Annotated in this window: 18 protein-coding genes; 6 read left to right on the forward strand and 12 right to left on the reverse strand. The window is 46.8% G+C overall.

Annotated features, from left to right (window positions below; translation table 11 throughout):
* Window positions 1-76: 76 nt before the first annotated feature.
* The 6 genes from ychF to NSQ57_RS23100 form a co-directional block, all read right to left on the reverse strand.
* Window positions 77-1,177 (reverse strand): redox-regulated ATPase YchF, encoded by a 1,101-nt coding sequence (ychF, locus tag NSQ57_RS23075; RefSeq protein ID WP_013312345.1) that lies wholly within the window; start codon window positions 1,175-1,177, stop codon window positions 77-79.
* A gap of 133 nt (window positions 1,178-1,310) precedes the next feature.
* A complete protein-coding gene (locus NSQ57_RS23080; RefSeq protein ID WP_029518522.1) occupies window positions 1,311-1,802 on the reverse strand; it encodes a GNAT family N-acetyltransferase in 492 nt (163 codons plus the stop codon).
* On the reverse strand, window positions 1,799-2,899 hold the full coding sequence (fni, locus tag NSQ57_RS23085; protein ID WP_029518523.1) for a type 2 isopentenyl-diphosphate Delta-isomerase: 1,101 nt from the start codon (window positions 2,897-2,899) through the stop codon (window positions 1,799-1,801). The genes NSQ57_RS23080 and fni overlap by 4 nt, the downstream gene beginning before the upstream one ends.
* Window positions 2,900-3,251: 352 nt before the next feature.
* On the reverse strand, window positions 3,252-3,743 hold the full coding sequence (locus NSQ57_RS23090) for a DMT family transporter (protein ID WP_318627943.1): 492 nt from the start codon (window positions 3,741-3,743) through the stop codon (window positions 3,252-3,254).
* A gap of 58 nt (window positions 3,744-3,801) precedes the next feature.
* Window positions 3,802-4,506: a cyclic nucleotide-binding domain-containing protein gene (locus tag NSQ57_RS23095; protein WP_029518525.1), complete on the reverse strand. Its 705-nt coding sequence runs from the start codon at window positions 4,504-4,506 to the stop codon at window positions 3,802-3,804.
* A 59-nt stretch (window positions 4,507-4,565) separates the two neighbouring features.
* The gene (locus NSQ57_RS23100; protein ID WP_069010024.1) at window positions 4,566-4,991 is read right to left on the reverse strand and encodes a DMT family transporter; all 426 of its coding nucleotides are present in this window, start codon (window positions 4,989-4,991) and stop codon (window positions 4,566-4,568) included.
* Window positions 4,992-5,221: 230 nt separating this feature from the next.
* Between NSQ57_RS23100 and NSQ57_RS23105 the strand changes: the two genes are divergently transcribed.
* Complete coding sequence (locus NSQ57_RS23105; protein WP_342425356.1) at window positions 5,222-6,718, forward strand: phospholipase D family protein; 1,497 nt, start codon at window positions 5,222-5,224, stop codon at window positions 6,716-6,718.
* 35 nt (window positions 6,719-6,753) lie between these two features.
* Here NSQ57_RS23105 and cls read toward each other — a convergent pair whose 3' ends face one another.
* A complete protein-coding gene (gene cls / locus NSQ57_RS23110; protein WP_029518528.1) occupies window positions 6,754-8,265 on the reverse strand; it encodes a cardiolipin synthase in 1,512 nt (503 codons plus the stop codon).
* Window positions 8,266-8,469: 204 nt separating this feature from the next.
* Here cls and NSQ57_RS23115 point away from each other — a divergent pair, with 204 nt between their 5' ends.
* The 4 genes from NSQ57_RS23115 to NSQ57_RS23130 are packed head-to-tail and all read left to right on the forward strand — an operon-like array spanning window position 8,470 to window position 10,752.
* Window positions 8,470-9,063: a TetR/AcrR family transcriptional regulator gene (locus NSQ57_RS23115; RefSeq protein WP_069010026.1), complete on the forward strand. Its 594-nt coding sequence runs from the start codon at window positions 8,470-8,472 to the stop codon at window positions 9,061-9,063.
* A gap of 44 nt (window positions 9,064-9,107) precedes the next feature.
* On the forward strand, window positions 9,108-9,449 hold the full coding sequence (locus NSQ57_RS23120; RefSeq protein ID WP_013312354.1) for a multidrug efflux SMR transporter: 342 nt from the start codon (window positions 9,108-9,110) through the stop codon (window positions 9,447-9,449).
* Window positions 9,449-9,763: a multidrug efflux SMR transporter gene (locus tag NSQ57_RS23125; protein ID WP_013312355.1), complete on the forward strand. Its 315-nt coding sequence runs from the start codon at window positions 9,449-9,451 to the stop codon at window positions 9,761-9,763. The genes NSQ57_RS23120 and NSQ57_RS23125 overlap by 1 nt, the downstream gene beginning before the upstream one ends.
* A gap of 56 nt (window positions 9,764-9,819) precedes the next feature.
* The gene (locus NSQ57_RS23130) at window positions 9,820-10,752 is read left to right on the forward strand and encodes a 1-phosphofructokinase family hexose kinase (protein ID WP_342425357.1); all 933 of its coding nucleotides are present in this window, start codon (window positions 9,820-9,822) and stop codon (window positions 10,750-10,752) included.
* 257 nt (window positions 10,753-11,009) lie between these two features.
* Here NSQ57_RS23130 and NSQ57_RS23135 read toward each other — a convergent pair whose 3' ends face one another.
* From NSQ57_RS23135 to NSQ57_RS23150, 4 genes are all read right to left on the reverse strand, one after another.
* On the reverse strand, window positions 11,010-11,624 hold the full coding sequence (locus NSQ57_RS23135; protein WP_342425358.1) for a LysE/ArgO family amino acid transporter: 615 nt from the start codon (window positions 11,622-11,624) through the stop codon (window positions 11,010-11,012).
* Window positions 11,625-11,698: 74 nt separating this feature from the next.
* A complete protein-coding gene (locus tag NSQ57_RS23140; RefSeq protein WP_342425359.1) occupies window positions 11,699-12,451 on the reverse strand; it encodes a molybdenum cofactor guanylyltransferase in 753 nt (250 codons plus the stop codon).
* Between the two features lie 144 nt (window positions 12,452-12,595).
* Entirely contained in the window at window positions 12,596-16,213 is a 3,618-nt protein-coding gene (locus tag NSQ57_RS23145) for an S-layer homology domain-containing protein (RefSeq protein ID WP_342425360.1), read from the reverse strand.
* The gene (locus NSQ57_RS23150) at window positions 16,197-17,966 is read right to left on the reverse strand and encodes a 6-hydroxymethylpterin diphosphokinase MptE-like protein (protein ID WP_342425361.1); all 1,770 of its coding nucleotides are present in this window, start codon (window positions 17,964-17,966) and stop codon (window positions 16,197-16,199) included. The genes NSQ57_RS23145 and NSQ57_RS23150 overlap by 17 nt, the downstream gene beginning before the upstream one ends.
* A 602-nt stretch (window positions 17,967-18,568) precedes the next feature.
* Between NSQ57_RS23150 and NSQ57_RS23155 the strand changes: the two genes are divergently transcribed.
* Entirely contained in the window at window positions 18,569-19,777 is a 1,209-nt protein-coding gene (locus tag NSQ57_RS23155) for an MFS transporter (RefSeq protein ID WP_342425362.1), read from the forward strand.
* Between the two features lie 178 nt (window positions 19,778-19,955).
* On the opposite strand, the gene NSQ57_RS23160 is transcribed toward NSQ57_RS23155, so the two are convergent.
* Window positions 19,956-21,674 carry a glutamine--tRNA ligase/YqeY domain fusion protein gene (locus NSQ57_RS23160; RefSeq protein ID WP_342425363.1) on the reverse strand — a complete coding sequence of 573 codons (1,719 nt, stop codon included), beginning with the start codon at window positions 21,672-21,674 and terminating at the stop codon, window positions 19,956-19,958.
* Window positions 21,675-21,740 lie beyond the last annotated feature (66 nt).

Consider the following 21,740-nt stretch of genomic DNA (forward strand, 5'->3'; position numbering starts at 1 on the left):
ACATTTTAGAACACACATACTTGAGACATCGTCTTTTATATATCCGAATCGAGTATTGTACTCTAGAAATTTTATATTAAACATTAAAACGGAAATGCATAACGTCTCCGTCCTGCACTACATATTCCTTACCTTCCAGACGAAGCTGACCCCGTTCCTTGGCCCCGTTCATCGAACCAGCAGCGACCAAATCGTTGTAGGATACAACCTCGGCACGAATAAATCCGCGTTCAAAATCCGTATGAATTACGCCCGCAGCACCCGGTGCCTTCGTTCCTTTGTGAATCGTCCAAGCGCGTACTTCCTGCACACCTGCTGTGAAATACGTATACAGGCCCAACAAGCGATATGCTGCTTTAATCAAACGGTTCAATCCGGATTCAGCCAATCCCAGCTCCTCGAGGAACATCGCCTTGTCTTCGCCTTCCAGCTCAGCAATTTCAGATTCTACCTTGGCGCTAATCGGCACCACTTCTGCATTTTCAGCCACAGCAAAATCGCGTACCTTTTGCACATATGGATTGCTGTCGGCTTCCGTTACACCATCTTCGCTAACATTAGCGGCGTAGAGTACAGGCTTCATCGTCAGCAAATGAAGATCGCGTACAATCAGCCGTTCTTCATCCGACAATTCTAAGCTACGCGCAGGTTTATCAGCATATAGCGTTTCCTTGATCCGCTCCAGCACTTCAACTTCTTGGGTGTACTGCTTGTTGCCACCCTTCATGTTTTTGCGGGAACGTTCAATACGCTTGTCTACGCTTTCGATATCCGCCAGAATCAGTTCCAAATTAATGGTCTGAATGTCGCTGATCGGGTCAATTTTGCCGTCTACATGGGTAATGTTCTCATCTTCAAAGCAACGTACCACATGTACAATCGCATCCACTTCACGAATATGAGCCAGAAACTTGTTACCCAGACCCTCGCCCTTGCTCGCACCGCGCACAAGTCCTGCAATATCAACAAATTCAAAAGCCGTTGGCACCGTTTTATTCGGCACAACCAGTTCGGTCAACTTATCCAACCGCTCGTCCGGTACTTCAACGACGCCTACATTGGGGTCAATCGTACAAAATGGATAGTTTGCGGATTCCGCACCCGCCTGCGTTATTGCGTTAAAAAGTGTTGATTTGCCCACGTTCGGCAAGCCCACAATCCCCGCTTTTAAAGCCATAATCAGAACAACTCCCGTTTATATAAAATATGCGTTATGCCATCCGTTAGTTTACCAACCCACATTATATATGAGAACCTATACACGCGGCAAGCATACGGTTATGGAATTCAGGATTTTACTATATCCCTATTTAGATTTCTTTGCTCATCTGGATATCTGTAATCCGATAGCCCGACTTGCGATATACATGCAAAGCTCGCTCATTATGCCCAAATACATGCAACCCGATGCGGACAGCTCCCAGCCTGCGAGCCTCCTGTTCCAAAGCCTCCATCGCCATCGTACCTAGACCCCTCCCCTGGTATGAATCGTATACAAGGATATCCAGTAGAAAAGCTTCTTCTCCTTGCACGCCGTCCGTAATATTGAACCAGATGTAGCCAGCTTCCTCCTGACTCTGCCCCCCGTCATCGGAAAACATCAACATATACAGGTGAGCATGAGGTGTGTCTAGTCTCTGTGGCAGGTATTGAGCAAAACTTTCTGCCGCTCGCTCTGGTGCTTCTTCAACCGTCCATGTACCTGCTTGGATTTTCTCATCCGCATAGTCGGCAAGCGAGCGTTGTTCAAATCGATCATATTGCTCCGCATTCATCGGAACCAATGTAATAAGTCCGCTCATCCATTTACCTTCTTTCTTAGTCGAGTTGTATCTTTGAGCCCTTCTATTCCATCTACCCCAATACCAAACATGACCGTGCGGAGTTCCAGTTCGACCTGCTCCAAACGTGCCTCCAGCGCTTCACTAGAGGCAACCGCAGAACCGAGCAAAGAACGCCCGAAGCCTGCCATGTCAGCTCCCAAAGCAAGCACCTTCGCTGCATTGACACCGTCTCTCAGTCCACCGCTGCCGATCAGAGCACCATGTGGCTGAGCGGCTCTGACTTCCACGATACAATCAGCGGTCGAATTGCCCCAGTCCGCAAACGCCTCCGCCGCCGCACGACGCACAGGATCAGGGTTACGAAATTTCTCCACTTGGCTCCAGCTTGTCCCGCCTGCACCAGCGACATCAATAAAGGCTGCACCCGCATCATACAGTCTTGATGCCGTCTCGCCATCTATGCCCCAACCTACTTCCTTCACTCCTACAGGCACTGAAAGCTGACGACACAACTCCTCGATACGATTAAGCAGGCCGCTAAAATCCAAATTCCCTTCGGGTTGGAAAATCTCCTGCAATCCGTTCAAATGCAGCACCAACATATCTGCTCCAGCAATGTCTACTGCACGGCGACAATCGTCCACGCCAAATCCGTAGTTCAGCTGCACCGCACCCAGATTGGCAAGGATCGGGATACTGGGTGCCAGACGGCGGACTGCAAAGGTTGGAGCCAATTCTTCCCTTTCCACCGCAGCCCGTACCGAGCCGATGCCCAATGCCCAGCCGCGTCTCTCCGCTGTCTCTGCTAATCGCTCATTAATCGCTCCTGTCTCGGCGCTGCCGCCTGTCATGGAGCTAATAAGCAACGGTGTTCGTACAGCCTGTCCTAAAAAAGTAGTATCCAGGCGAACCTCGTCAAAATGCAACTCCGGCAGAGCGCAGTGCTTAAAGACATACCGCTCCAGCCCGCTGGTGATACCTTGTCCGGCCACATCTTCTTGCAAACAAAGGCGGACGTGCTCAATCTTCCGTTCGCCTGTCCGCGCGGCAGGCAACAAAGAGCCGGATCTGTTAAAGCCGTCAGGTGCTCCTTTTTTATTCTCTGTACTACTCATCTATGTTCCACCTCATCCAAAGTCACTCTGTTTATTGTATCAAGTTCAAGAAGCACAAATAAGACCGTTCCCGAACACGGTAACCGATCTATTTATCGTCTCTTATACAAATATCGTATGCCCTTAAAGTGGCTATTTTAAGATACTCTCATTGTATCATGGATGGGAAAATATATACACGATCGTGAACATTTTTTCTCCCCCATAGATCATGTTCAAAATACGCCATAAACCAGTTATTTCGGAAACTTTACAGAAAAGCCGCCCCTAATTGAGCTGCAGCTTTTCTACAAAATGCCTACTCGAAAGTATGATCCCTATCCCAGCAAGATAAAGGTCATTACATTCTCCTTTATCCCTTCATCGAATCAGGTACAGATGAAATGCTTTCTCCTTGCTCCTTCGTACGCCCGTGTCCAAATTTGAACACAAGAATACCACCGATAATGACCAATACACCGATCAGCTTGTTAATGGTAAACGGAATTTTCTCTAATCCTAGCCATCCTAATGAATCCCACAACAGGGCGGTCCCTAATTGCGCTGTCAATACAATGGAGATCGCATAGGTCGGGCCAAGTCGCTTCATTCCTTGTACCAGACAGAACACAACACCGACACCAATCATGCCACTGAACCAGTACCACGGCTGCATATGCTGTAAAGCAAATGTATTTTTCCCTTCAAAAATAAGACTCCCGAGTAAGGAAGCCAAGAACCCTGTGCCCAGCACCAATGTTGTTGTGGCCCACGATCCTGTCCGTTCATTCACCTTATTATTGAATATCGTTTGCAGACTGACCAAGGCACCTGCGATAACCGCCAATACAATTCCTAATAACATATGTTAACTCTCCCTTGATGATCCTTGATATTCTTCTGTTTTTTACTACATGCTCCTATTACAATGATTCATAAATATTATGTCCTGCCAGTTCACTCAAACCTTTTCTGTCCCGAATGACAATATAGCCTTTTGTCCGTTCAACCCATCCATCTTCAATCATTTTGCGAATAACACGGTTGAGATGTCTATAGCTGGTTCCGATCAAATTCGCCACATCTACCAGACTGGATGCCCGTAATTCCTCATGAAAAGCTGTATTCGATTCGTCAAAAGAAACCGATAGCAGGTAGCTCGCCAGTCTGACTTCCACCGGATACATGAGATTAAAACTGGAAAAGTCGGAGTCCAGGCAAAACTTTCGCGTGACAACATCCAATAGAAATTGCAGCAAAGGAGCATAGTCTTTGCCGTATTTGTTCATCCATTGGTGGTGAATACCGATCACATAGATCGGAGACACTGCCTCTACCGTGTTGATGACGTGACTATTCCGAATATATTCAACATCTCCTATGACCTCGATCGGTGTTTTGAAGCAAAGGATCAGGGTTTTCCCTTCTGTAGAACTGGTATAAATCTTGACCTTGCCCTGCACCAGTATATATAGATGCTCAATGGGATCCCCCTGTAAACAGAGCTTTTCCCCTTGCTCCAAACGATGCAACGACAAATAAGGATGTAGTGGCTCGTAGAGTATGGATTCCAACTCATGCAGCTGCAAAAAATATTTTAGCTGCTCTTGATCCTGAATTTCTCTCATTCCTAAGCTCACCTTCAATCTCTACATTCTAAGCTTTCTTTACAAGTTAAATTTCTATTTTAAAGCTTCAGAATAATTACACCCGCGATCATCATACCAATACCTATAAATTGTGGCAGCTTCATCTTTTGCTTCACTATACCGAACCATCCCTTAATATCTACCAGAAAGGTTAAACACAACTGCGCAATCAACAACGCCGAGATCGTGAACGTAACCCCAATATGTTGGATCGCCGTGACTTCACTAAATATAATAATAGCTGCAAAGGCACCGCCCCAAAGATACATTGGCTTCACCTGTTTCATTTCAGCCACATTGCCATCCCTTGTAAACATCCAGACTAATGCTGCCAAAATAAACCCTATTAGCTGAGTAACAGCAGCAGCCTGCCATGTACCAATATCCTGACTAATCCGTGTATTCGCTACACCTTGTAGCGTAATACACGCTCCTCCCAGAAAAGCAAACAAGATTCCTCTCATAAATCGTTATTCTCCCCATGTAAATGACTTTTCTATATATTAAATTATAGGGCAGACTCTCTATAAAGGACATATGTCCTCAACGAATAGTAAAACATCCTTCATTTCATTCAGTATCCGCGTCAATCCTGCACACTTGCGTTAATAACTTGACAGTATCCCATCATAAAACTGCATGTTCCGGCACGGTAAAACGGAATGCAGCATCCAATTGAGGAGTTGATCGTCATATGACTACACGTGATCCGCTGCATTCTAAGCCGGAATATCAAAGAAAATCCAGGCATAAGGGCCGTGCCCTTAAAATTGCCATTCTGGTACTTATCCTTTGGCTGATTGCCGTCATGCTGTATCAGACCCATAAACCCTTGCCTCCGTTCGTCTCTTATGAGAGCCAGGAGTATTCAACCCATGAGGTAAACTTCTGGACGGATTTGACCTATCCCACCGGGGATGGTAGTACTGCACAGCATGAAGGACAAATTTTGAAGCGTATGCTCGGGATCATTGATGAAGCCGAGCAATTTATCGTCATCGATCTGTTTCTGTTCAACGACTATAAGCATAAAGGTCAGCACTTCCCCCAAGTTAGCGCACAAATGACCGATCATCTTATTGCCAAAAAGAAAGCTCATCCTGATATGCCTATCTTTTTCATTACAGATGAAGTCAATACCAACTACAATTCTGCTCCCAACCCTTTGTTGGAAAATATGAAGCGAGCAGGGATTCAGGTCGTGCAGACCGATGTAGATCCCCTGCGGGACTCTACACCCATCTATTCGGCGGTGTGGCGTACCTTCTTCCAATGGTTCGGGCAGCAAGGCACAGGCTGGATTCCCAACCTGATGGCCAGTGACGGACCGGATGTTACGGCTCGCTCCTATCTTAAGCTGTTAAACGTCAAGGCCAATCACCGAAAATTGGTTGTCAGCGAACAGACAGCGCTCATTTCTACAGGCAATGTGCACGACGCGAGCGCCTACCACTCCAATGTAGCGCTGGAGGTGAAGGGGCCCATCATCGGAGACATTTTACAAACGGAACAGGCGGTGTTGGACTTTTCGGGCGGTGGGCAGCTTCCTGCCTATACACCACAGGCCGAACCCAAAGTTCCATCGAGTAAGGACAGCTATCGAATCAAATATCTAACTGAGGGCAAGGTGTACACCTCGGTTCTGGATAGCATCGGGCAGACGAAGAAAGGTGACAGCATTCATATGGGCATGTTTTATTTGGCTGACCGCAAAGTATTGAATAGCCTACTGGATGCCTCTGCGCGCGGTGTAAACATCCAATTACTGCTGGACCCCAATGAGAACGCGTTTGGTCAGGAAAAAATCGGCATCCCCAATCGTCCGGTCGCCCAAGAGTTGTCCGATAAATCGGGCGGGAACATTCAAATTCGCTGGTATCATACCACCCATGAGCAATTCCATACCAAACTGATTTATATCGCCAAGGCGCAAGGAGAGCATATCATTTGGGGTGGCTCTACCAATCTGACGCCCCGTAATCTGGATGATTTGAATCTGGAAAATGAATTGTGGGTGGCCGCTCCGGCGGACAGCAAGCTGACCCGACAGGTTGCGGCCTATTTCGATAAGCTATGGAATAATCAGGGGGCTGAATACAGCTTGGATCTAGCAGCTTACGAGGATCATTCAACATTTTGGAAAGATATTATATACCGTCTACAGGATATTTTAGGCTTTACTACATTTTAACTACCGAATAGTGCTGTAGCGAATTCGTTTATGACCTACAACAGCGGTGAAAGCAGCCGCGCGAGCGATTCCATCAAACGTTTGAACAGACGTTTTTTCATGAATTCTTCGCGTACGATCAGACTGGCAGAATGCAAATCTCGTTCGTAGTCTGTTACCATCTGCTGCACACTGTGCGTTTGAATTAACAGAGCGTTAACTTCAAAATTCAAATGAAAGCTACGCATATCCATATTGGCTGTCCCGATGGTCGCAACTTCCCCGTCAATGATGAGGAGCTTGGAGTGGAGGAACCCTTTTTCATATTCATATACCTTGACTCCAACCTCCAGTAACGACTGGAAGTACGAATGAGACGCGAGAAAAGGTAGCCATTTATCCGGTTTTGCGGGAAACAGAATACGTACGTCCAACCCGGACAAGGCAGCCATCCGTAAGGCAGTCAGGATATCTTCATCCGGGATAAAATAAGGAGTGGCAATCCAGACTGATTTTCGGGCGGACGTGATCATGGAGAAAAACAGATTTTTAAGCACTCTCCGCTCATTATCCGGGCCGCTAGCAATAATCTGCACGCCTCCGTCTGTAATGGGTTCAATACTGGGAGACAGATATTCGCTATCGAGCACCGACTCACCCGTCATGTGAAGCCAATCCTGTAGAAATATAAGCTGCAACGTCCGCACAGCTTCGCCCTTCACAATCATATGCGTATCACGCCAAAAGCCGTAGGCTTTGTTGCGGCTGAGATACTCATCTCCCACATTTAGACCACCAATTAATCCGATATTACCGTCGATGACTACAATTTTACGGTGATTACGATAGTTTACCCGGCTGGAGAAGAACAAGATCCGAGCGCCGCCGTACGCAACAACCTCTACTCCTGCATCTCTCATTTCTTTCAAAAATGACTTTGACAACTGAATACTGCCCACCGCATCGTACATAAACCGAACCTTAACACCCGCTTTAGCCTTTTCAATCAAAATTTTCTGAATGCTGGTACCGATATCATCCGAACGGAAAATGTAATATTCCATATGGATATGATGCTGCGCCTTGCGCAGCTCTTCTAGCAAAGTGGAGAAGGTTTCATCTCCATTGTTCAGAATTTGAGTTTCGGTCGCAAAATAAATCGGGGAGCGGGCCAGTCTGCGTGCCAAACGCATCAACTGCTGCTGTTCATCTGTAAAGCAGGTCAGATCCCGTTTGACTCGCAAAGCATCCTTTTCTATGCGGTCGTAAGCCTGTTGGTCACGCAATGCCTTTTTATCATACTTGCGACGCTTGAATACATTTTGCCCAAACAGAAAATAGAGAGGAAGTCCAACAACTGGCAGCAATGCCAGCAGCAAAATCCAGGACATCGTAGTGGAGGGATTACGATTCTCCGTAAAAATAATCAGACTGATGGAGATCACTGTCAGGGTGGAAAAAATACTGATGACAGTTCCTTCATTTTTGCCGATGTAATTAAACAAGCCAAAATAATAAATAATAAACACCATAGCCGCGATCAATACGGCTAGTAAGCTTCGCCTCATAACTAACCTCACTTCCAGTGGACTGCATTCGACAAGTATTCTTCATTATATTGTACATGAGCCCCTTATTTCTTCCCACTTTTTTATTAAAATGTTGATAAAAAAATCCAAAGAAAAGCTTTATACAAAACACAATGATGCTGGGTTGACACTTACTTTTTTTCGTGCAAGAATAAACTAACGAACGTTAGGTAGGTGACAATAATGGGAATGGAAGAGATTCGAAAGGCCGCTCTTTTTCAATTTGCCACCAATGGGTATGAAGGAGCATCCTTGAGCAGTATTGCCGCTGAGGTCGGTATCCGAAAACCGTCTATATACGCGCATTTCCAAGGCAAAGAGGATCTGTTCCTACAGGTAGCGAGGTATGCTTTTCAAGAGCAGAATCTACGTATTTTCGAGTACTTTACGGAACGTAAAGATCAGCCGCTTAAGCATACCCTGCATGACTTCTTGTTTTGGATGGGACAGGAATATGAGAGCAACGACTCAGCCAAGTTTATGCTTCGCTTTTCCTTCTTTCCGCCTGTATCGTTGTATAACGAGGTGCTGGATATTGTTAATCCTTTTCTGGACAAAATGGAGCGAAAATTAACTCGTCACCTCCGTAATGCACGGGATCGGGAACCCTTTGGGCATATGGAGCCAGTGGATGTGGCTTTAGCCTTTATGACACTGGTGGACGGAGTCATGGTGGAGCTCCTGTACAGTGGAAGCGTCAACTACCACCGAAGACTGGACGCTGCATGGCCTATTTTTTGGCGTGGGATTACGTTAACCTCACCTCATGAAGCATGAAGCCGTCGAACTTATAAAATTTATTTTTGAGGAGAATATTCATCATGAATCGCAGTTGGATTTACGTCTTTGTTGGCGGCCTGATTGAGGTCGTATGGGTATCGGGTTTGAAGCATGCGGATTCTATACTCGCCTGGGCTGTAACCGTGCTGGCTGTGGTGGCCAGCTTTTATTTGATCATGAAGGCCGCGAAGCGTTTGCCTGTAGGCACGGTATATGCTGTATTTACTGGACTAGGGACAGGGGGAACGGTCGTAGGCGAAATGCTGCTATTCGGGGAACCGTTTCAATGGTCCAAAACGCTGTTAATCGCCCTTTTGCTGGCAGGTGTGGTCGGCCTGAAGTTAGTTACCGACCGTGATGTTCAGGAAGGGAGTGGCGCATAATGGCTTGGATTGCTTTGGTTATCGCGGGATGCTCGGAAGTATTAGGAGTCATTGGTATGAAGGGAGTTACGGTGGGCAAAGGCTGGAAGTCCTTAGTGCTTATGGTCTTATCCTTTGTTCTTAGCTTTTCCCTGCTCAGCTATGCCATGAAAAGTTTGCCTATGGGAACTTCCTATGCCGTATGGACAGGCATCGGAACGGTTGGCAGCACGATTACAGGCATGTTCTTGTACGGTGAGCAAAAAAGCGTACTGCGTGTTTTATTCATCGCCATGATTCTTGCCGCAGCATTGGGATTAAAGCTGATATCTTAACATAAACGAATGGCATCAAATGTTGCAAATTGCTGATCTTAAAGGAGTGATGCCTTGTGATTACCACCGTAACGCTTAACGCGGCTGTGGATAAAATCTACACGGTTGCAGGCTTCGGTTTGAATGCCGTCCACCGCATTGAAGGCGGCCTGACGGTACCGGGCGGCAAAGGCGTGAATGCCGCCCGCGTCATCCGCTCGCTAGGCGAGCCAGTACGAGCAACCGGGTTTGCTGCCGGACACACCGGACGGCTGCTCATTGACGGGTTGAGCGCGGAAGGCGTAAGCGCCGATTTCATTGAAACGGCACATGGGGAGACCCGTCTCGCCATTACCGTGCTCGACCCGTCCGCGCGCACGCAGACCGAGCTGATTGAGAGCGGACCGACCGTTGGGCCGCTTGAATTAGCCGCACTGCGGCGCAAAATCGAGACCCTTGCCGAGGATTCGGCTTGGGTCGTATTCTCCGGCAGCCTGCCACCCGGCTGCCCGCCCGATCTATACGCCGAGCTGTGCACGCTAGCGAAGGCGCGCGGCGCGCGGGTGGCGCTGGACGCGAGCGGTGAGGCGCTGCGCTTGGGGATGCGCGGAAAGCCCGACCTCGTGAAGCCTAACGAGGACGAGGCCGCCCACTTTGCGGGAATCGACGCAGCGCGCCCGGATGCCGCTGAAGCGGCGGCAGCGAAGCTGCTGGACGCCGGAGCGCAGCTGGCCGTTATCTCGCTCGGCGCGCGCGGGGCGCTGGCGGTAACGCATGATGCGCGCTACCGCGTGAGCCTGCCAGACGCGGACATTGTCAGCGCGCTCGGCAGCGGTGACGCCATGGTCGCCGGCCTGGTCACCGGCGCGGCGACGGGGCTGGATCTCCCTGCCATGCTACGGCAGGGAGCGGCCTGCGGCACAGCGGCAGCTCTGCACGCCATGGCCGGGAAGATTGAGCTCCAGGACGTGAAGCGTCTGGAGCAAGGCATTACGGTGACGCTGTTGTAATTCAGCGTCACTTTTTTATTTCATCTACACATTCGCTCATTTTCATACCACAAACACAGTTGTTCCGATTCCGAATGTTCTATATTCCAACTATGCGCTTTTCCGATTTACAATCCATCCAACCCTCGGGACGCCCGAATTGCAGGCGGTATAAATGGTGCAGGCTGTCTGGCCTTTATGCTATTTTTGATCGGTGTTCCCTTTGCTTTGAGCGGGGTGTTCGCTGTATTGAAGTATTTCCTCTAACAAGGATTGGGTCACATACTGGTAATGAAATTTATCGCCATATAAATGGCCAAGCCTAAAATAATCAGTGCCGATATTTTATTGAGCACAGTCCCAAACTTCCCTTCTGAATCCATACGTCCCACGAGACGCCCCGCCGTTGCCAGACCAATAAACCATATCCAAGATACGGACACGGCGGCTAGACCAAAGGCCCAGCGTTCCCCACCGTCATATTGAAGGGAGCTGCTTCCAATTACGCCAACCGTGTCAAGTATGGCATGTGGATTCAATAGCGATACGGAAGCAGCAAAAATCATCTGTTGTTTCGGCCGCATTGGCTGACTTTCTTCCGAGGAAGCTGCCTTCGATCTCCATAAAGTCCAGGCCATATACAGCAGAAACAAACAGCCCGCCGCATAGAGTACGTTCGTGAGCCATAGAAATTGCTGCAAAATAAGAGATACGCCCCCAACCGCAAGCGTAATCAGGATTGTGTCACAGACACCCGCTGTTATGACAGCAGGCAATGCATTGCGAAACCGCGACTGGCACGCCCCTTGATTAAACACAAATACATTTTGTACCCCCAAAGGCAAAATCAAACCCAGCGCCAATAAAACAGCATGGATACTAGCTTCCAGCATGTTATGTACTCCCCTCAAAACCATTACACTTCTTCTCTCTCATCTTTCGTTATTTCTTTCCGTTTTTGAGGTGGTTATCGTTCTGGATTTTCCATACTCTGTGCACGTTCGATACCTTTTTGTATACCCCTTAATTGCTCCACTGTAGTCTGATAATCTTGCGGGTAGTTCATATTAAACACAGCTTGCCGCCACATCTCTAAGCTCGCACCTGGCCAATCTCCCGCTGTCTCATAACGAACGTTCAATGAATCTAGCCAGTCAATCAGACGAAGACGGTCACTACGCAGACATTGCTCGGCAGACGGCAACACACTTTGATGATATACACCTAGCAGCGGATGTATACGTCCATCCACAGAGGCGATCACTGCCTGTAATGCTGGTTCTGCTGGCTGGGGCAATGAGCCTTTTCCTGTCAAGGTTGCATGATCTCCTTGTACTTGTTGTTTTCCTTGTTCACTGCTTGTCTCTTGCGCCGCTGTCCAGTTCGTTACGCGAGTAAGCAAAGCGCACAATATCTCTGGCTGCACGAAGGGCATATCGCAGGCAACGACAATGCCCCACTCTGTTCTGGAAGCAGAAAGTCCCGCATGAATGCCGCTCAAGGGGCCTAAGCCAGGATACAGGTCTTTTGTCGTTTCCAGATCAAGCTCCCTATACTGCTGCGTATCCCGAGTCACTACAATAACCCGTTTTGCTACCTGCCCTAGCACAGCTGCTATTCTCTCCAGTACCGTAACGCCTCCCAGCTGAAGCAGCGCCTTGTCCTGTCCCATTCTGTTAGAGCGTCCGCCTGCCACGATAATTCCAGTCACCTCCACCATCACCATCGCACCTCCTTTTTGCTAGACAAATTCTATCATTAAACACGGATACATCTAATAATATCATCTATCTAAAGTATAAAAAAATGGCGATCCACCTGGATCGCCAAAAAAGAGGGAGCCTATTCGTCTAGTTCATTACTTTTAATTCGTGAACTTAATAAGTTGCAAAAATCGTTTTATTATGGAAGTAGCCTCCGCCCGGGCCGCCTGCTGTTTGGGCGCAAGCAAGTCGGGAGAGACACCCTTAATTAAGCCTTGCTCTGTAGCATGCGCCATAGCATCTTGAGCCCAAGGAGAAACAGCGGATGCATCGCTGTAAATCTCTTTATATTTCTCATTAGTAGGATCAGCATTCAGTGTTTGAGCGTAATGTGCAGCCTTTTCGGTAATAACCACGATTTCTTCACGCGTAATTAATCTTTCTGGCCCAAATGACTGATTCCCGTAACCACGGATCAAACCAGCTTCTACCGCAGCTCCAACACTACCAGCATACCAGGCATTTTCTTTCACATCTGTAAAGGGCTCTGTTAGCGGCTTCTCCTGCATACCAAGCCCGCGCACAAGCATTGCCACAAATTCAGCTCTTGTCACCGCCCGATTCGGTTCAAAAATATCAGGCTGAACACCTTGGACAATCAGCTTGTTTGCCAGCATCTCTACATCTTTTTGCGCCCAGTGATTTTCTAGATCCTTAAACTTTTTATCTGCTGAGACTACTGCATAAATGCTGTTATGATTTGATTTGATGATTGCCTCCAATTTCCCATCCACATTCTGAATCAACACGGGAACAGACGACAATACACCTGTCTTAGGATCGAACCAAACGGCCGCTATATGCTTAGGATCCACTTCACGATCGAGAATGAATTTCCGTTCCACGTAATGCCCGAAAAATTCAGTGATCTCTTGATCTCCAGCCATAAGCTTAAAATCAATCGGTTTTACCACAACATTCACTAAACCCGTGTCAGCAATAGCTTGTCGCACTTGTGCACCGTTTTCGCCTGACAACGCTGAAATTTCGATGATAAGGTTATCTCCAGGATATAATGAGACCAATTTGTTAACCAATTCAGCAGATAGAGTAAACTGGGCTACTGCTGTGTGAATGCTAATCGGCACCTTTGTATTTTCTTTCTCATATTTCTTTAAAAAGTCAGAAGGTATACTCACTTTTGCTGCTTTGCTGTATTCCGAGGCATCAACTACCAGTTCTTTCTGGTCAACATTTGTAACATTCAGGGCTTGGCTGGCGTCTCCATCATTTAAATCGATAAACTGAATAGTACCGCACTTACCTGATGCTGTCTTAGCGTCTGTTAATTTGGCACCAGTCTTTGTCTCCGTTTGTGAAGCCGCAGACGAAGTATCCTGAGCTGACGTTTCTTTATGCTTAGAACGATGTGAGCGCTCATCTCGTACGCGGAACGCCCATTCCTCTGGCGTATGCATCCCCGCATACGGATTCATCGCTATATCCGTCAGCGCTCCTGAGGTGATTTCAAGATAGTACGGCTTTCCTTCTTCCAACCCGCCTGATAGCTCAATGTACGCTATATTTTCCTCGCCTTTTAACGTAAAGTTCGATTTCCCTGCACCCGATATCCGAAGTTCGCGAACCACTGCCCCACCTGAGGCTTCGTGGAGCCTTACATAACCTTGGTTCCACTTCATGGGCTCATTAAACTCCAGCATAAAACCGGCATACTGGCCTACTCCACTGAGTTCCAAGCCTTCAGGCGTTCTTCTCTTCACCAGTTTCGGCGCGGTGGTGTCTGCTGTCCGAAAGCTCCACATATTCTCGTCCCAAATCGCATTTGTCCCCTGACCCGCACGGTCTACAAACATACCCGAGCTAACCTCTACATAATACTGGGTACTGTCTTCCAGTGGATGATCCAGTTCCATCCGCACATGCTGACCACTGATATGTACCGTGCCACCTACGACCGTACCTCCGCTCACGTTAATCCGACCTGCTTCACTTCCATCCTTCTGGTGCACCACCAGATGGCCTGTACCTAGCTGCACCTCTTCGCTGAATGCCATGCCCAACTCCGGTGCGAGCGTCCACACATTGCCGTGAGGGGACATATAGGTATAATAGGGCCTCTCATCTTGTACGCGGAACGTCCATTCCTCTCGAGTACGCGTACCCACATACGGATTCATCGCCAAGTCCGTCAATGCTCCCGAGGTGATTTCCAGATAGTACGACTTTCCTTCTTCTAGCCCACCTGACAGCAAGAATTCGGCTACATTGTCTTGTCCTTCTAACGTACTGTTTAAATTTCCTACACCGGATACTCGCAGTTCACGAACCACTGCCCCACCTGAGGCTTCGTGGAGCCTTACATAACCTTGGTTCCACTTCATCGGCTCATTGAACTCCAATATAAAGCCTGCATACTGGCCTGCACCACTGAGTTCCAAGCCTTCAGGCGTTCTTCTCTTCACCAGTTTCGGCGCGGTGGTGTCTGCTGTCCGAAAGCTCCACATATTCTCGTCCCAAATCGCATTTGTCCCCTGACCCGCACGGTCTACAAACATACCCGAGCTAACCTCTACATAATACTGGGTACTGTCTTCCAGTGGATGATCCAGTTCCATCCGCACATGCTGACCACTGATATGTACCGTGCCACCTACGACCGTACCTCCGCTCACGTTAATCCGACCTGCTTCACTTCCATCCTTCTGGTGCACCACCAGATGGCCTGTACCTAGCTGCACCTCTTCACTGAAGCTCATATGCAGGTTCGGGGTGAGCGTTTGACCGCTCCCCTCTGGATACAGATGCGTATAACGTGGTTTCTCATCTCGTGTGCGGAACGTCCAGTCCTCCGAAGTATGCATCCCTACATATGGATTCATCGCCAAATCGGTTAGGGCTCCCGAAGTAATTTCCAGATAGTAAGACTTTCCTTCTTCCAGCCCACCCGAAAAGGAAAAGTAGGCTGTATTTTCCCAGACTGATAGGGATTTCCCCGTTCCCCACTGACCCGATATCGGTAACTCACGAACCACGGCTCCTCCCGAAGCTTCGTGCAGCCTTACGTAACCGTGCTCCCATCTCACTGGCTCATTAAACTCCAGCATAAAGTTCGCATCGTAGGGACTCACGCCGCTCATGTCCGGGCCCTCCGGTCCCTTCCTCACCAGCTTTGGTGCGATGGTATCTGCTGTCCGGAAGCTCCACGTGTTCTTATCCCAAATGGCATTTGTTCCCTGTCCAGCGCTATCTACAAACATTCCTGAGCTGACCTCTACATAATACTGGGCACTGTCCTCCAGTGGATGATCCAGTTTCATCACCACATTATGACCACTAAAGTGGATATCTCCCCCTGTGACCGTTCCCCCACTTATGTTTATTCTTCCCACTTCACTTCCATCTTCTTGATGCACCACCAGATGGCCTGCTCCCAGTTGCACCTCTTCACTGAATGCCATATACAGATTTTCATAAAAAGAAACGCCGCTTGCGTGAGGTGAAAGCCATGTATAGTATGGGGGCTCGTCCATTTGCGCCCGCATATAGACCGATGAAACCACGCTGGATGAAGAAGTGTCTTGTATGAATCCGTCCGACACTGATACATTCTCCATCGTATTACTTACGCTATCCGATGCAAATGCAGCTGAAATATATGGGTTCGCCAGGTTGAGTACCTGTGTTGTCAGTACACTTGCCTTAATCATTCGATTTACACGATTTTTACTTCTATTCTTATTTCTATTCTTCTTGCTCATATATGTGCTCCTTTTTATCTAGGTGTATGGAACGGTGAAATTCATGGATCTCATTCTTGATTTCCATATAATCCTGCTGGCATTTCCATATGAAATCCCCGAAGTACAGCAGAATTTGCTCCCCTCTGATTAGAGGATTCCTACTTTTCTGAATGGCGTCCATTTTACTGTACAAAAACTCATACCGCATACGATGGCGAGGCAGAACATATATTTTAAAAAAACAATTACCTAATAGTGAGGCAAATAAGTCATCAAACTGTCCAAAGGACGCGTTCAGCATATTGGCCTGCTTCAGACTGAGCTTATGTTTAATGCCGAGTAAAGCATGGTGAATCTGTTCCATAGTGGTTTGAAAAACCTCTTCGTCCCGCTGAAGCTCTTCAATGCGTGACCTCAGAAACAAGAGATCGTATTCCGAATTGTTGCTGGTTTGCAGCCACGCGTCGTCAATAACACTTTTTAACCGCGTCTGGATTACCTCTTCCAAGTTCTGAAAAGATGTTCCTTTGATAACAGCGCCTTCACGCGTTGTGTTTATAATTTCAGTTCCCTTCACTGTACTAATGTAAAACTCCATCTCTGTTTTCATTTTAATAAATGAATGTCGTGTAACCACCTGTTGGCCATGAACGCCCTGTACACGCGGCAAATCTGCACTAGCTGGAACACCTTGGGCATGAGTAATCCCCTCAGCATAATATTGTTCATCCCGATAAGCTAAATTTTGCCCCACCAACACAATAGGGTCTGCTTTCATCTCGATCAGACATTGGAGTGCAATGACCGCTACAGAAGGAGCATCGTTAATAATCGTTGGTTTATTTCCCTCAGGTGTCCGTAATACGTGCTTGGAGAGTTCATCCTGAGAGATAATGATATGCATAAGACGACCTGGATAATGATCAAGGGTGTGTTTACCGACCGTACTGCCGAAAATAAGTGGAATTGAATCAATTCGCTTGTCGATCACCTTTTGAATTACATTTACGTTATATTCGTTCGGGTCATAACTGAACGTGCCGTGCGGATAAATGTCATGCTCCACCAGCGTGTTCACTGCCGATCCTACTGTAAACAGATAAGCAAGATTGTTCTCACGAATATGTCGCAGGTGCTCAATTTCGTCGTTAAGCGAAGGACCAGCAGATATTACTAAGACTTGCTTGTCCCTAATATGCTCTGAGCCCGCGTGCAGAAAATTCGAACTATGTAAAATATAAGGGAAATTATGAATACTGTTTAACGCCCATTTTTTTTCGTACACGCTATTGATAGCCATTTTGTCCTTTTTGTTTGAGACCATTTTGTACAATATTTCATTAAACTTCTTCAGTTCTGCAGCAAATAAGGGGCGATACGGGAGCCATGGAACAACTAGGACCCCAGATACACGGTCAATCAACCTATGCAGTATATTGATTGTTTCTCCAGTCATTCCTCCTACCATAACCTCTTCGATCATCTTATCAGCCAGCCAGTCGTTTTCATTCAGATACTGCAAAAAAATATTCATCACACCAATGTCCGGCTCGACGATGGAGAAGCTGGCATTTGGGTGTCTACGCAGAAATTCACGAATATGATACCCAAGTCCTACACCAAAAAAGATCACGTGCGTTTGAGGTTTAACTTCGTTAAAACCTGAAACAAATAATTCTGCTTCCCGCCCAGGTTGCTCTGGATCATGCAAATAATATGATTTTCCCTCACGAGTCAGTACTACGTTGGGCTTGTTGGTTTCAGAAGTCACCAACTCACCTCCTCCTCCTGCTTGAAGCAAAAGAAGCCGAGGAAATCGGTGGTACAAGGAATTGCCTCTACGATGCTGTAATGCCATTTTCCGTTCCTTTCCACCCGATATTTCATAAAACCAACTATATAGGCCAGTCGATTAAACCTATGTAGTTTCTCATGAAGCATAATATTCTGATTTTATGTAATATCTGCGACAAGTATTTTTATTCAGAAAAAAATAATCCTAAATTCTCCTGATTATGGATTAAGTATCGGTTATTCTATGTATAAACTTTAGGTCTTAAGAACCTATTTATAAATAAAGATTTTGTAACTAACCAAGCATTTACTTGGACTAACCATATATAGTCTTAAATGCTGTAGTTCGTCTACATGTCGCCCCTTGGAACAACAAAAACAATAACTAGTAAAATAGCGAAATAATTTTTAAGTTTACTTAGATCAATATCAAATTAGTATCTTCTAATAATTATTACATAATTGTTAATTAATTGGTTTGTTAACCCTTTCAACACATGATACATTGGAATAAAGAACCTCCCACAGATCGGCATCGATGCGCAGTTCTCTATCGGGCTAAGAAAGGAATGGCTTGTCTTGCAAAAGAGAGAAATTCAAGAGACTCCTCTATATTCCTTAAAACTGTATAATTTTTTTCTATATGGAGCTATGGTCATTTTCTCCAGCTTCTTCCCGTTGTATCTGCAAGATATCGGCATGGACAAGCTGGAGATCGGGAGTCTGATGGCCATCGGGCCTTTTGTATCCGTATTTGCGAACCCTTTTTGGGGCTATACAAGCGACCGGAGCCGTAACCTCCGACGTATTCTGCTATTTATGATTATAGGTACCTTGTTATTGCTGCAAGCTTTATTTCATGTCCATACGTATATCATGATTTATGTGTCGATGATTGGTTTTTATTTTTTCCAAAGCCCTTTATTTGCGCAAAGCAACAGCCTGATTCTCAGCTATATTGAGGGCACAGACCGGAAATTTGGTGCATTCCGTATATGGGGCTCTTTCGGTTGGGCAGTGACAGCAGCAGTTGCCGGCATCGTTATTGACCAAACGGGGATATCCAGCATATCCACCATCTTTACGGTACTTCTTCTGGCTGCATTGATCTGCACCTTGTCGATCCCACCACTAAAAAGCACTGTGGAGACAGCAACTATTCATTTGCGTGGCTTTGGCAGCGTTTTAATGAACGGATACTTTATATCTTTTATTTTATTGGGCATCCTTGTATCCATCCCAAATTCGATCAACAGCGCCTTTATGTCCCTGTACATCACCGAGCTGGGTGGGTCCAAACAGATGCTTGGTTTTGCTGTTTTTATGTCATCGGTATTCGAAATTATTGTATTTTTGCTGTTTGATCGCTTCTTGAAGAAAAAGATGACCGTGATGGTAGGTTGTTTGGCACTCGTCAGTTTGCTGTTTGCCTTACGGTGGGAACTGATGGCTCTGGCCACAGACCCGATTCAGATCGTGTTTATTCAGGCACTTCATTGCGTCACCTTCGGTGGATACTTCTATGTAGGCACCCAGTTGACCGTCCTATTTACCCCTGCAGCATACCGATCATCCGGACAGGCCGTATATACCTTGACCTGGAGTGGTATATCCGGTATCGTAGCAGGTTTTGCGGGAGGTTGGCTATTCCAGAACTTTGGTGGAGAAATGATGTACCATGCAGGGGTCTTTTTCGCCCTACTTGGCTCTGCGGGATTTTCCATTATGTGGTACATGCTGTACAAGAACGGTTATCAGCCAGGACTGCCAGCGGGCACAAACGAATAGAAAGTGCCCCTTAACAACACTAGAGGAATGAGGTATCCCCTCTTCCCTTCTGGCTTGTTAGCAAGTATCGCCAAATGTATAAAGAGCGTGCATGCGTAAAATAAAGGAGTCTGCCAACGGCAGACTCCTTTTCAACTGGTCGCACGAAGCTACCATCTCTCCCACGCTTTCCAACAGCCTATTGCTTAGGCAATTGGAAAGAGCTCTTCAACGATACAACACGGTTAAATACAGGCTGACCCGGTTTGGAAAGCTTCGGATCGACACTGAAATAACCATGTCGGAAAAATTGGAACTTGTCCTGTGATTGAGCTTCTTTCATGTTCGGCTCGACATAGCCATGAGCAATTTCCAATGAGTTCGGATTCAATTGGTCAAGGAATGTTTTTTCTGTTGCATCCTCTTCAATCTCATCCGTGTCCTCTGCGTTAATCAAAGGCTCATACAAACGGAATTCGGCAGGAACCGCTTGAGTAGCCTCTACCCAGTGAATCGTGCCTTTCACTTTACGTCCCGTAAAGCCTGATCCGCTCTTGGTTTCTACATCATAGGTACAGTGGATTTCCGTTACATTTCCGTCTGCGTCCTTAATCACATCGTTGCATTTAATGAAGTAAGCATGCTTGAGACGTACTTCATTACCAGGGAACAAACGGAAGTATTTGCTCGGCGGATTCTCCATGAAGTCCTCACGCTCGATATAAATTTCCCGGGAAAACGGAATTTGGCGTGTACCGAGTTCCGGATTTTCCGTATTATTTTCCGCCTCCAGCATTTCAACTTGTCCTTCAGGATAGTTTGTGATAACCACCTTCAACGGATCTATGACTGCCATGGTGCGAGGTGCCTTAAGCTTCAAATCCTCACGTACAAAATGCTCCAGCACCTGCAAATCAATGACTCCGTAGGCTTTGGAAATACCTGTCTCATATACGAAGCTGCGGATGGCCTCCGGTGTATAGCCGCGACGACGTAAACCGGAAATCGTCGGCATACGAGGATCATCCCAACCATCTACGTGCTTTTCATCGACCAGAAGCTTGAGCTTACGTTTGCTGGTTACGGTTTGAGCCAGGTTCAGCCGTCCAAATTCGTATTGGTGCGGTACCTTTTCCATTTCACATTCAGCTACAACCCAATCATACAGCGGGCGCTGATCTTCGAATTCCAGCGAACAGAGCGAGTGCGTTACTCCCTCAATCGCATCTTCCAGCGGATGAGCATAGGAGTACATTGGATAGATACACCATGTGTCGCCTGTATTGTGATGTGCTGTGTGTGAAATACGGTAAATAATTGGATCACGTAAATTAATGTTTCCCGAAGCCATATCAATTTTGGCACGCAGCACCTTTTCACCATTTTGGTATTTGCCTGCACGCATCTCTTCAAACAGCTTCAGATTATCTTCCACACTGCGATCCCGATAAGGACTATTTTGCCCCGGTTCGGTCAGTGTGCCACGAGTTTCACGGATTTGGTCCGCGCTTTGATCATCCACATAAGCTTTACCCTTTTGGATCAGCAGGATGGCACGCTTGTACATTTCTTCGAAATAATTGGAGGCAAAATGTTTTTCCTCCCATTCATAACCGAGCCACTTCACGTCCTCCTGAATGGAGTTCACGTATTCCGTGTCTTCCTTCGCCGGATTGGTGTCGTCAAAACGCAGATTGGTGCGTCCTCCGAATTCATCTCCCAACGAGAAATTGATCCAGATAGCTTTGGCATGTCCAATATGCAAATATCCGTTAGGTTCAGGCGGAAATCGTGTAACAACCTCCTTTACCTTACCCGTACGTAGATCCTCTTCAATAACATTTTTAATAAAATTGGGGGGAGTGATCGGCTTCTCCACGCTAATCAACCTTTCTTCCGTATAATCTGTGTAAAACATGTTCCCTTAAATATACCCTTTCACACCGCATAACTCAATAAAATGAAAATCCTTATGCTCTCTTCA

The sequence above is a fragment of the Paenibacillus sp. FSL L8-0502 genome, from assembly GCF_038593055.1.
In the GTDB taxonomy this organism is placed as follows: Bacteria; Bacillota; Bacilli; order Paenibacillales; family Paenibacillaceae; genus Paenibacillus; species Paenibacillus polymyxa_D.